Source organism: Streptomyces sp. NPDC014894 (assembly GCF_043080985.1).
Lineage (GTDB): Bacteria > Actinomycetota > Actinomycetes > Streptomycetales > Streptomycetaceae > Streptomyces.
In genome coordinates this window covers 36,516-48,750 of record NZ_JBIBWD010000010.1, presented here as the reverse complement: position 1 = coordinate 48,750, position 12,235 = coordinate 36,516, and the positions used below count along the sequence as shown (strand labels likewise).

General features: G+C 72.8%; 8 protein-coding genes. 3 read left to right on the top strand and 5 right to left on the bottom strand.

The genetic code is table 11. From position 1 onward, the window contains the following. Together ACF089_RS23870 and ACF089_RS23865 are read left to right on the top strand one after the other, a co-directional pair. Entirely contained in the window at window positions 1-444 is a 444-nt protein-coding gene (locus tag ACF089_RS23870) for a Zn-ribbon domain-containing OB-fold protein (protein WP_392029898.1), read from the top strand. Then, window positions 441-1,220, top strand: a complete 780-nt coding sequence (locus ACF089_RS23865; RefSeq protein ID WP_392029894.1) for an enoyl-CoA hydratase/isomerase family protein — start codon at window positions 441-443, stop codon at window positions 1,218-1,220. The genes ACF089_RS23870 and ACF089_RS23865 overlap by 4 nt, the downstream gene beginning before the upstream one ends. 330 nt (window positions 1,221-1,550) lie before the next feature. On the opposite strand, the gene ACF089_RS23860 is transcribed toward ACF089_RS23865, so the two are convergent. The 3 genes from ACF089_RS23860 to ACF089_RS23850 form a co-directional block, all read right to left on the bottom strand. After that, a complete protein-coding gene (locus tag ACF089_RS23860) occupies window positions 1,551-1,787 on the bottom strand; it encodes a hypothetical protein (RefSeq protein WP_392029891.1) in 237 nt (78 codons plus the stop codon). Between the two features lie 88 nt (window positions 1,788-1,875). Continuing rightward, the gene (locus ACF089_RS23855; RefSeq protein ID WP_392029888.1) at window positions 1,876-4,239 is read right to left on the bottom strand and encodes a PQQ-binding-like beta-propeller repeat protein; all 2,364 of its coding nucleotides are present in this window, start codon (window positions 4,237-4,239) and stop codon (window positions 1,876-1,878) included. Window positions 4,240-4,387: 148 nt separating this feature from the next. Further along, a complete protein-coding gene (locus ACF089_RS23850; RefSeq protein ID WP_392029885.1) occupies window positions 4,388-5,230 on the bottom strand; it encodes a VOC family protein in 843 nt (280 codons plus the stop codon). A 184-nt stretch (window positions 5,231-5,414) separates the two neighbouring features. On the opposite strand from ACF089_RS23850, the gene ACF089_RS23845 reads away from it, so the two are divergent. Next, window positions 5,415-6,062, top strand: a complete 648-nt coding sequence (locus tag ACF089_RS23845) for a TetR family transcriptional regulator (RefSeq protein ID WP_392029882.1) — start codon at window positions 5,415-5,417, stop codon at window positions 6,060-6,062. 295 nt (window positions 6,063-6,357) lie between these two features. On the opposite strand, the gene ACF089_RS23840 is transcribed toward ACF089_RS23845, so the two are convergent. After that, on the bottom strand, window positions 6,358-7,113 hold the full coding sequence (locus ACF089_RS23840) for a L,D-transpeptidase family protein (RefSeq protein ID WP_392029879.1): 756 nt from the start codon (window positions 7,111-7,113) through the stop codon (window positions 6,358-6,360). A 184-nt stretch (window positions 7,114-7,297) separates the two neighbouring features. Continuing rightward, a complete protein-coding gene (locus ACF089_RS23835) occupies window positions 7,298-12,157 on the bottom strand; it encodes a SpaA isopeptide-forming pilin-related protein (protein ID WP_392029876.1) in 4,860 nt (1,619 codons plus the stop codon). Between the last annotated feature and the right edge of the window lie 78 nt (window positions 12,158-12,235).

Here is a 12,235-nt window from a genome sequence, read left to right as displayed (position 1 = left end):
ATGGCCTTGCTGGATCCGGTCCCCGACGACGACGGAGCGCCGTTCTGGGAGTACACGGCCCGGGGCGAGCTGCGGGTGCAGACGTGTGTGCCGTGCGGGGAGCCGCGCTTCCCGCCCCGGCCGTGCTGTCCGCGCTGCCGGTCCTTCGACAGCGAGTGGCGGGCGACCGGCGGCCGGGGCCGGATCTGGTCGTTCGTGGTGCCGCACCCGCCGCTGCTGCCGGGGTACGCGGAGCTGGCCCCGTACAACGCGGCGGTGGTGGAGCTGCTGGACGTGCCGGGGATCCGGCTGGTGGGCAATGTGGTGACCGGTCCTGACGCGCCGCTGAACTCGGTCGATCCGGCCCGGCTGCGGATCGGCGCGGCGGTGCGGGCGGTGTTCTCCCCGGCGGGGGCGTCCGGCGGGGGGCTTCGGCTGCCGCGCTGGCAGCTGGAGCGGTCGTGAACGTCCGGGTGGAGCCGGCCCCGGGCAGGGAGAAGGGGGTCGTCCTCGTCGTCCTGGACCGGCCCGAGAAGCACAACGCCATCGATCTGGAGATGGCCGGGCAGCTGTCGGCGGTGTGGCGGGAGTTCCGCTACGACGACTCGGTGCGGGCCGTGGTGCTGACCGGGACCGGGACGAAAGCTTTCTGCACGGGGATCGACCGCTCGGTGGACGTGCCGCAGCCGCCCTCGCCGTACTCGGTCGACGATCCGCTGATCGCCATCGGGCCCAAGGCCAACGACCTCTGGAAGCCGGTGGTGGCGGCGGTGGAGGGGATGGCGTGCGGCGGGGCCTTCTACCTCCTGGGCGAGTGCGAGTTCGTGGTCGCCTCGCGGGAGGCGACCTTCTTCGACCCGCACACGACGTACGGAATGGTCAGCGCGTACGAGTCCATGTATCTGGCGCAGCGGATGCCGTACGGGGAGGTGGCGCGGCTGGCGCTGATGGGGACGGCGGAGCGGGTGTCCGCCGCGCGGGCCCACCAGACCGGGCTGGTCTCGGAACTCGCCGCGCCCGGGGAGGCGGTGGCGGCGGCGCTGCGGGCGGCGGCGGTGGTGGCGTCGCATCCGACGGGGGCGGTGCAGGGGACTGTGCGGGCGGTGTGGGCGGCCGCGCAGTCCGCCCGCGCGCAGGCGTTCGGGCTCGCGCCGCATCTGATCGCGCTCGGCAATCTGGCGCCGGAGGAGCAGGGGGAGTTGTTCGGGGGGAGGGGGGAGGGGGGGTATCGGGTGCGGTGAGGGGCCGGGGGCCAGGGTGGGGCGCCTGGGGCTTTCGGGTGCGGTGGGCTCGGGTGCCTGGGGCCAGCGTCCGTCCTCAAGCGCCGGACGGGCTGGAAGTGGGGGTGGTCGCGCAGGGGGAGGTGGCTGGGCGCGACGCCGGGGTTCGGTGCGGGGACACGGCGCGTCGTCCGTCCTCAAACGCCGGACGGGCTGGAGGTGGAGGTGGCCGCAGGGCTGGAAGTGGGGGTGGCCGCGCAGGCTGGGGATGGGGCGCAGGGCGGCGAAGGGGGACGGCCGTCGTGGCGGTCTCACGGAAGGGGATCGGGACGGCGGCCGCCGGGATTGAGGTTACGCCGGTCCGGGGTGGGTCGCCAGTGGGGTGCGGGGGTCGGGGCCGCTTCGGCGGCCGCCCGGCGGGCCGTTTCGCTGGTCGGGGTGGTGTGCGGCCGGGGAGGGGACCGGGCGGTGGTCGACGTCGGCGGGGGGCGGCTGGGGTGGTGGCGGCGGGGCCGGCGGGTGGGCGGCGAGGAGGGCGCAGGTCAGCGCGATCAGGGCGGCCCCGGCCGCGGTCCTGCCCCTGGGCACGGGCCCTCCCGATGTCGGCTGTGGTGCTGGGAGGCCCACGCTGCCAGGGGGAGTGTTTCGCCGATGTCTCCGCCGGCGGCGGCCGCCCTCAGCGGGGGCGGCCCGTCGCGGTGCCCTTGACCGCGTCGAGGGCGTACACGCAGCGGTCCTTGCTGCACGCGTACACCACTCCGCCCTTGGCGACCGGGGAGCCGGTGATCTCGCCGCCCGTCGCCAGCTTCCAGCGGAGCTGACCGCCGGAGGCGTCGAGGGTGTAGAGGACGTGGTCGGCCGAGCCGAAGTGGACCCGGCCGTCGGCGACGACCGGGGCTCCGACGACCTCGCCGCCCGCGGCGAAGCGCCACATCGGGGTGCCGGTGACGGCGTCCAGGGTGTAGAGCGCGCTGCCGCTGCCGACATGGACGTTGCCGCCGGTGACCAGGACCGGTTCGGCGGACTGGCGGGACTCGGTCGCGATGCGCCAGCGGTCCTTGCCGGTGGCCGCGTCCAGGGCGTACACCGTGCCGAGGTAGTCGGCGAGATAGACCCCGCCGCCGGTGACCGCGGGGCCGGGGGCGAAGGCCGGCGGGGAGAGGAAGACCGCGGGGGCCTCGAAGTGCCAGCGGACCATGCCGGTCGCGATGTCGACGGCGAGGACCCGGGTGCCCGCCGAGACATAGACATTGCCGTCGGGCGCGGGGAGCACCCGGACCGGGACATTGCCGCAGGAGGCGGCGTCGCCGACGGGATAGGACCAGCGCTCCGCGCCGGTGCGCGCCTGGAGCGCGCAGAGCCGGGCGTCCTTCCAGACGTAGACGGTGTCGTCGTGGATGACCGGCCCGGCCTCCGGGGTCTCGAAGTCGGTCTGCACCCCGGTGACCTCCCACAGCTTCTCGCCGTTGGACGCCTCCCAGGCCGTCGCCCGGCCGCCGCGCGATCCGGTGATCACCGTGCCCCGGTCCGCCTTCAGGGAGTAGACCCAGGAGTCGGTCTGGAAGCGCCAGCGCTCCTGTCCGCCCACCGCGTCGAGGGCGTACAGCGTGGGGCCGTCCGAGGCGTGGATCCGGCCGCCGTCGACGGCCATCGTCCAGGCCACGTCCTTGGTCTTGAACTGGCGGCGGCCGGTGGCCACGTCCAGCGCGTGGACCTCGAAGGAGGTGACGTACAGCAGATCGCCCGCGACCACGGGCGTGCCCCACACGTCGTTGGACATCCGGAAGCGCCAGGGCCGCCAGTGGGCGGCGATCTCGGGGGCCGCGGGGGGCGTGGGCGGCGGCAGGGGGGCGCGCACGGGGGCGGCGGGGGCCGGGGGGAGGCCGGTCAGTCCGGCCGGGGGGCGGATCCAGCCGGTGGCGGGGCCCGCCTCGGCGACCCCGGCGCGGGCGGGGTCGGCGACCCGGGGACCGGGCCCGATGGGGACGCCGACGCCCGGCAGCCGTACCGGACCGGCTGCCGCGGGGGCTCCCGTACGGGGATCTCCGCCCGGTCCGGAACTCCAGTCGGGGGCCCGGCGCGGCGGGGCGGACGGCATCGGCGGCGGCTCCGGCGGCCGCTGCGGGACGACGGCGGGCACGGTTCTCCCGCCGCCCCGGCGCAGTTCGATCATCGCCGTCGCCGGTCCGGGCAGCCAGGCCGACGCGGTGCCGCTGTCGTCGCCGCCGGAGGCGAAGAGATGCGGTGCGAGCTGGGACTGGAGGTCCTCGGGGGTGGGGCGGCGGGTCTTGTCCGTCTGCATACAGGACTCGATCAGCGGGCGCAGCTCGGCCGGCAGACCCTCCAGGTCGGGGCCCTCGCGCAGCAGCATGAAGACGGTCTCGACGGGGTTGGCCCCGTGGAAGGGGGCGTGGCCGGTGGCGGCGAAGACGAGGGTGGAGCCGAGCGAGAAGACATCGCTGGCGCCGGTCACGCTGCGGGAGTCGCGGGCCTGTTCGGGCGACATGTAGGCGGGGGTGCCGACGGCGACGTTGGTCATGGTGAGCCGGGTGTTGGAGACCCCGGAGGCGATTCCGAAGTCGATCACCCGGGGGCCGTCCTCGACGACGAGGACGTTCGAGGGCTTGAGGTCGCGGTGGACGAGTCCCGCGCCGTGGATCGACTGGAGTGCCTCGGCGATGCCCGCGGCGAGCCAGCGGACCGCCTGGGCCGGGAGGGGCCCGCACTCGTTCACTATCTCTTCCAGCGAGGGGGCGGGCACATAGGCCGTCGCCAGCCAGGGCACCGCGGCCCTGGGGTCGGCGTCCACCACGGCGGCCGTGTAGAACCCGCTGACGGCGCGGGCGGCCTCGACCTCGCGGGTGAAGCGGACACGGAACAGCTGGTCCTCGGCGAGTTCGGTGCGCACGGTCTTGATCGCCACCCGGCGGCCGGACGCCGACCGGGCGAGATAGACCAGCCCCATGCCCCCGGCTCCGAGCCGGCCCAGCACCTCGAACGGACCGATTCGTCTCGGATCGTGCTGCGTCAGCTGCTCCATACCTGCCTGCCACCTCCCCGTACGGGTCCCTGTCTCACCACCGAGACCTCAGCGGCGGTACCCACCCTGATTGTTCCTGTCCGGGCCCACGGTTGCGAACCCGGGGGCGGATCGGGGTGTCTCACCCGGATTCGGGCACAGCGGCGCGTCAGGGGCCAGTGGATTCCGCGTCGGTGAGGGGCTGGGTCTCGGCCAGGACGGCGAAGGAAGCACCCTGATTGTCCATGAGTACGGCGATTCGCCCGTAGAGGATGTCGAAGGGCGGCGCCTGGACGCGTCCGCCGAGGCGGACGGCGTGGGCGACGGCCGCGTCGCAATCCTTGACGCAGAAATAGACAAGGAAGTGGCCGGGGAGTTCCGGCGGGAAGGCGTCGGTGAGGACGCAGCGGCCCGCGACGGCGGTCTCCGCCCCGGCGGCGGCGCTGTCGGGGCGGGGCGCGCCGCGCGGGGACCAGAGTCTGATGTCCATGGTGGAGCCGGAGCCGGAGCCCGGGTCGGCGACCTGCGGCAGATCGGTGCCGGTGAAGCCGAAGACGTCCTCGTAGAAGGGGTCCGCCCGCTGTTTGTCCCAGGTGTAGACCTCGGTCCAGCAGTACGCGCCGGGGACGCCCCAGGTCTCGAAGCCCGCGCGTCGGCCGGCCTGCCAGAGTCCGAAGACCGCGCCGCCGGGGTCGGCCGCCGTGGCGGCCGTGCCGCGGTCGCCCACCGGGTGGGGGCCGCCGATCAGCCGTCCGCCGGCCGCGGTGATCCGGCCCGCGAGGGCGGTGATGTCGTCGGCGGCGAAGGAGATGTTCCAGACCGTGGGCATCCGGCCGTCCCCCTTGGGGGCGAGCCCGGCGACGAGCCGTCCTCCGCCGACGGCGTCGGCCGAGCGGCCCTCGCCCGGGCGGAAGGTCCAGCCGAACAGCTCTCCGTAGAAGCGTTTCCCGGCCTCGGCGTCGGGCAGCTCGGCCTCCGCCCAGCAGGGGGTGCCCTCGGGGAATGCCTCCATGGGCCCGGCTCCTTCGCTTCGCGCGGTGGTGCTCGTCACACTCAAGTTAACGGGGCATCGCGGGCATCGCAGAGGATAAAATCGAACATTTGACCACTGGTGTGCGAGCGGGGGCCCGCCCCGGCCGCACCCCATTTGCAGTCGGCCGAATCGCGCGCCGATCACCCCTCGGTAAGCTGACGGCATGACAGGACAAGTACGCACTGTCGACGGCCGGGTGGCCGGACGACGCGGGCAGGCGACGCGGCAGAAGCTGCTCGACTGCCTCAGCGAGATGCTCAGCTCGTCGCCGTACCGGGACGTCAAGGTCATCGACGTGGCCCGGAAGGCGGGCACGTCGCCCGCGACCTTCTATCAGTATTTCCCCGACGTCGAGGGCGCGGTCCTCGAAATCGCCGAGGAGATGGCGAAGGAGGGCGCAGGGCTCACCGCTCTGGTCTCCGGACGCAGCTGGGCCGGCAAGGCGGCCTGGCAGACCTCCGAGGAGCTGGTCGAGGGCTTCCTCGACTTCTGGCGCCGCCACGACGCGATCCTGCGGGTCGTGGATCTGGGGGCGGCGGAGGGCGACAAGCGGTTCTACAAGATCCGTATGAAGATCCTGAACTCGGTCACCAACTCCCTCACGGAGTCGGTGAAGGAGCTTCAGGCCAAGGGCCGCGTCGACAAGGACGTCAGCGCCGCCGCGATGGCCGGTTCGCTGGTCGCCATGCTGGCCGCGGTCGCCTCGCACCAGAAGGGGTTCACCACCTGGGGCGTGAAGCAGGCCGAACTCCGGCCGAATCTCGCGCTGCTGGTGCACCTCGGCATCACGGGCCGCAAGCCCACGAAGTAGGGACCCGCGCCCGCGCGGGTCCCCGCTTCAGCGTTTCCCCCGCCCGAGCCGCACCCGACTTCAGCGTTCCCCCGCCCGAGCCGCACCCCGGCTCCGGCGTTCCCCGCCCCAGCCGCTCCCCCACGAGCGGTCCTCGTAAGTCCCCGCAGATCCCGCAGGTCCACAGATCCCGCAGGTCCCGCAGGTCCCGCAGATCCCCGTCCGCGCACGCTCTCCGTACGCGCGATCCCCACCCCCCAACCCGCCGCCACGGGTTGCCGACCTCTCCGGCCCCGCCGCGGCAGGCCGCCGTCCCTCAGCCGTCGGTCCCCGGTTTGACGCCCCAGATGTAGAGCCGGTCGTCGACCGCCAGCAGATTCCACAGCGCCTCGGCGTCCGGCAGCCGCAGATTCACACAGCCCGCCGAGCCCCCTCCGTCGTAGAGATCGTCCAGCCGGCCGTGCAGGGCCTGGCCCCCGTCGAAGAACTGGGCGAACGGCATGGGGGCGTTGTCGTAGATCGTGGAGACATGGTCGCGGTTGCGCCAGTAGATCGAGTGCCAGCCGAGCCGGGTCTCCTCGCTGTCCCGTCCGGTGCGGATCGGCACCGGCTGGAAGACCACCCGCTCCCCGCGCTGCACCCAGAGCAGCTGCCGGTCGAGATCGACGCAGGTGACGCGGTACGAGCGGACCGGGCAGTCGCCCGCCGCGTTGGGATCGGCCCGGGCCTGGAGCGCGACCGTCCAGCGGTAGGTGGCGAGGCTCGCGTAGCCGTCGGCGGGGGTGAGCGCCTGCTCGGTCTGGAAGGCCCGGATCGCCTCGCAGTCGGCCGCCGACTGGACGCCGTCCACGGGCAGTCCCAGATACTTCTCCACCGGCCGCTGATAGGGGCCGGTCCGCGCGGTGCAGGGCTCGGCCCGGTGCCCGGTCCCGGCCGCCCGGGCGGGAGCGGGGGCGGCCAGGGCGACGGCGAGGGCCGCCGCCGCGGTCAGGACGGCGGCTCGCGCCGCCGGGCGGCCCCTGGCGGCCCGTCCGTCCGCACCGGCGCGTATGACGTGATGCCTTCCTCGCATTCCGCACACTCCGTTCTCGTTCCCGTACGCGCCCCGCGAGGCGTTTCGCGTACGGCGCGGGCCCCCCACCCACAGGTATCAGCGGACGACCCGCCGCGCCCCAGGCGGCGGGCCAAACCGGTGAGGGCGTGTGCGGACCGGTCGGTCCGCACACGCCCTCAGGCTGCTTCAGAGATGTCGGGGATCAGCCCTGGTGGGGCTTGCTCGGACCTCCCTTGCCGCCCTTGCCCTTGCCGGGCTCGCCGCGCTTGTTGGCGATGTCGACGGTCACACCGTCGGCGGCGTTCTCGGCGGTGATGACGTACGGACCGAAGACCGGGTTCTCGGGAAGGACATAGCCCTCGGGAACGTCGGTCTCCAGCAGGTAGTACGTCCCGGTGTCCAGGTCCTCGAAGAGGCAGACGCCCTGGGCGTCCGTGGAGCAGCCGCCGCCGACGGGGGTGTCGGAGGGGTTGCCGCCCGAGCCCGAGGTCTGGAGGCCCGGGATGCCGTTCGTCTCCTCCCACAGCTCGAACACCGCGCCGGCCAGCACACGGCCGTTCTTGGCGTCGGTCTTGTGGAGGGTGATCTTGCCCTTGACCGCCGGGGTCCTGGTGTTCTCGGCGGTGACGGTCACGCCCTGGGAGGCGTTCTCCTCGGTCAGCACCAGCGGACCGAAGACCGGGTCGGCCGGCAGGTCGTAGCCGGCCGGAGCGGCCGTCTCCTGCCAGTAGTACGTGCCGACCTCGACCGTGCGGGAGCAGACTCCGTTGGCGCCCGTGGTGCAGGGGGCGCCGACGGTGGTGTCCGGGTTGATGCCGATGGTCTGGAGACCGGGGATGTCGTTGGTCTCCTCCCACAGCTGGAACACCGCGCCGGCGAGGGTGTCACCGGTGTCGGCGTCCTCCTTGACGACGGTCACCTCGCCCGTGACCACGGGGGTCTGGGTGTTCTCGGCGGTGACCGTGACACCCTGCGAGGCGTTCTCCTCGGTCAGCACCAGCGGACCGAAGACCGGATTCGCCGGCAGGTCGTAACCCGCCGGAGCGGCCGTCTCCCGCCAGTAGTACGTACCGACCTCGACGGTCCGGGTGCACTCGCCGTCCGCTCCCGTGGTGCAGGGACCGTTCAGCTGCGTGTCCGGGTTCGCGCCCGTGGTCTGGAGACCGGCGACGCCGTTGGTCTCCTCCCACAGCTCGAAGACCGCGCCCGCGAGGGGCTCGTCGGTGGCGGCGTCCGTCTTCACGACGGTCACCTCGCCCGTGACGACCTGCGACCGGGTGTTCTCGGCGGTGACCGTGACACCCTGCGAGGCGTTCTCCTCGGTCAGCACCAGCGGACCGAAGACCGGGTCCGCCGGCAGGTCGTAACCCGCCGGAGCGGCCGTCTCCCGCCAGTAGTACGTACCGACGCCGACGGTCCGGGTGCACTCGCCGTCCGCTCCCGTGGTGCAGGGACCGTTCAGCTGCGTGTCCGGGTTCGCGCCGGTGGTCTGGAGACCGGCGACGCCGTTGGTCTCCTGCCAGAACTCGAAGACCGCGCCCGCGAGCGGGTCGCCGCTGACCGAGTCCTCCTTGACGACCGTCACATCACCCGTGACGGCGGGCGTCTCGTTGTTCGGCGCGTTCACGATCACGCCCTGGGAGGCGTTCTCGTTGGTGAGGACGAGCGGACCGAAGACCGGGTTGGCCGGCAGGTCGTACCCGTCGGGGGCGGCGGTCTCGCGCCAGTAGTAGCTGCCGGTCTCCACCGTGCGGGTGCACTCGCCGTCGGCCCCGGTGGTGCAGGGACCGTTCAGCTGCGTGTCGGGGTCCGCGCCCGTGGTCTGGAGACCGGGCACGCCGTTGGTCTCCTCCCACAGCTCGAAGACCGCGCCCGCGAGAGGCTCGTCGGTGGCGGCGTCCGTCTTCACGACCGTGACATCGCCGGTGACGATGGGGGTGCGGTCGTTCTGGGCGGTCTCGGTGACGCCCTGGGAGGCGTTCTCCTCGGTCAGCACCAGCGGACCGAAGACCGGGTCGCCGGGCAGGTCGTACCCGTCGGGGGCGGCGGTCTCGCGCCAGTAGTAGGTGCCCACCTCGACGGTGCGGGTGCACTCGCCGTCGGCCCCGGTGGTGCAGGGACCGTTGATCTGGGTGTCCGGGTTCGCGCCCGTGGTCTGGAGACCGGCGACGCCGTTGGTCTCCTCCCACAGCTCGAACACCGCGCCCGGCAGCGGGTCGTCGGTCGCGGCGTCCACCTTGACGACGGTGACATCGCCGGTGACGGCCGGGGTCTGGGTGTTCTCCGCGTTGACGGTGACGCCCTGGGCCGCGTTCTCCTCGGTGAGGATCAGCGGACCGAAGACGGTGTTCGCCGGGAGGACGTACCCGGGAGGCGCCGCGGTCTCGCGCCAGTAGTAGGTGCCGACCTCGACCGTACGGGTGCAGAGGCCGTTCGCCCCGGTGGTGCAGGGGCCGTTGTTCTGGGTGTCGGGGTCCGCGCCCGTGGTCTGGAGACCGGGAACGCCGTTGGTCTCCTCCCACAGCTCGAACACCGCGCCCGCCAGCAGCGCGCCGGTGGCCGCGTCCGTCTTCTCGACGGTGACGTCGCCGGTGACGGCCGGGGTCTCGGTGTTCTCGGCGGTGACCGTCACACCTTCCGCCGCGTTCTCCTCGGTCAGCACCAGCGGACCGAAGACCGGGTTCGCCGGCAGGTCGTATCCGTCGGGGGCCGCGGTCTCGCGCCAGTAGTACGTGCCGACCTCGACCGTACGGGTGCACTCACCGGTCGCGCCGGTGGTGCAGGGACCGTTGTTCTGGGTGTCGGGGTCCGCGCCCGTGGTCTGGAGACCGGGAACGCCGTTGGTCTCCTCCCACAGCTCGAACACCGCGCCCGCGAGCGGGTCGCCCGTCACGGAGTCCGTCTTCACGACCGTGACATCGCCCTCGACGACCGGCGTCTGCGCGTTCTGCGCGGTCACCGACACGCCGTCGGCGGCGTTCTCCTCGGTCAGCACCAGCGGACCGAAGACCGGGTTCACCGGCAGGTCGTAGTTCGGCGGGGCCGAGGTCTCCTGCCAGTAGTAGGTGCCCACCTCGACATTGGCCGAGCAGACGCCGTCGGCGCCCGTGGTGCAGACGCCGCCGATCTGGGTGTCGGGGTCCGCGCCGGAGGTCTGGAGACCGGGAACGCCGTTGGTCTCCTCCCACAGCTGGAAGCCCGCGCCCGCGAGCGGGGCGCCGGTGATCGCGTCGGTCTTGACGACCGAGACGTCGCCGGTGACGGCCGGGGTCTGGGTGTTGTCGACGTTCACATTGACGCCGGCCGGCGCGTTCTCCTCGGTGAGGATCAGCGGACCGAAGACCGGGTCGCCGGGCAGGTCGTAGCCGGGCGGCGCCTGGATCTCGCGCCAGTAGTAGGTGCCGGTCTGCACCATGGCGGCGCACTCGCCGCCGGCGTTCGTGGTGCAGGGGCCGTTGATCTGCGTGTCCGGATTCGCGCCGGACGTCTGGAGGCCCGCGACGCCGTTGGTGTCCTGCCACAGCTCGAACACCGCGCCCGCCAGCGGCGCGCCGGTCACCGCGTCCATCTTCTCGACGGAGATCTCACCGGTCACCGGCGTACGGCTGTTGTCGGCGTTGACGGTGACCCCGTCGGGCACATTGTCCGGTCCGAGGACCAGCGGCCCGAAGACCGGATTGAGCGGGAGGTCGTAGCCCGGTGGTGCGGCCGTCTCACGCCAGTAGTACGTGCCGAGGATGACCGTACGGGAACAGACGCCGTCCGCCCCGGTGACGCAGTCCGCGCCGAGCTGGGTGTCGGGGGTGGCCCCGGTGGTCTGGAGACCGGCGACGCCGTTGGTCTCCTCCCACAGCTCGAAGGTCGCGCCCGCCAGCGGGTCCAGGGTCTCCGCGTCCCGCTTCACGACCCGCACCGGCGCGGTGACCGGGACGGCCTCGCAGTCGGGCAGATCGCCGTTGAAGGGGTACGCGTGGAACTCCTGGCCGCCGCCCCCGCCGACCACACTGGTGTGGGTGAGGGAGCCGGTGGAGAAGAAGCGGCCGTTGACGCCCGGCAGGGTGACCGTGGTCGTCGAGGCCTGGTTGCCGACGAGGACGCTGCCCTGGAACTGCCCGGTGCCGCGCAGGCCCACGGCCGTCGCGTCGGGGAAGTTCCACAGCAGCCGCTCGCGCAGCGCGTTGAACGCGCTGCCGTCGGCGATCTCGCCGCTGTAGGTGTTGATCGAGCGGTTCGCCCCGATCACATTGACCAGGACGGTCGACGTGGCCGGGATGTTCACGAACGTCAGGCCCTGCTGGCCGCCGCTCGCGGTGGTCATGTTGAAGTCGACGTTGAAGACCTGGAGGGCGGAGGTGCCGTCACCGGTGAAGACGGTCTCGCCGCCGTTGTTGACGGCGGTGCCCGTGGCGGGCCGGGGCCCGTTCTCGTCCCGCGCGTAGCACTGGCTGGCGTCCGTCAGCTGGTCGCGCAGCGCCAGATACGGGGCCGCCGCGTTCGGGTCCTGGATGACGTCGTCGGCCTCGATGGTGCCGGTGGCGGTGCCCGCGTGGCGGACCACACCGCCGTCGGCGAGCAGCCGCTGGCCGGCCGCGATGGTGACATCGCCGCCGGTGGTCAGGAAGTCGGAGCCGGCCGGGGGCGGCACGCGGGAGCCGACGCCCACGACGCCGAGGTTGTAGATGACACTGCCGCCCACCGACTTGTTCTGGTCGAAGTCGTCGAGAACGACGACCTTGCCCTCGGCTTCGGCCGCCCGTTCGCGGACCAGGAAGTCATTGCCCACGAAGACGTTGATATTGGCGTCCCGGCCCATGATCGGGCCGTTGCTGATCGGCGGGAACGGGTCGGGGCAGTCGCCCGGAATGCAGGGACCGAGCCCGCCCGGGAGCGGCGCGGCCGCCGCGGCCTTCACCACGGTGGTCTTGCCGGCCGGGGCCAGTGAGGCACTGGTCGGCAGCGCGCCCGGCCCGAGGGCCAGGGCGGGCGCCGTCACGGCGAGGACTGCGCAGGCCATGCCCGCGGTCCAGGACCGTTGTCGCAATCGCGCGAGGATTGCTCTCATACGTCGAGTTCTCCTGTTGGCTGTCTGTCCGGTAATTCTTTGGACAGGCTGAGCAGGAGAAACTCAAGGGCGTGGGCG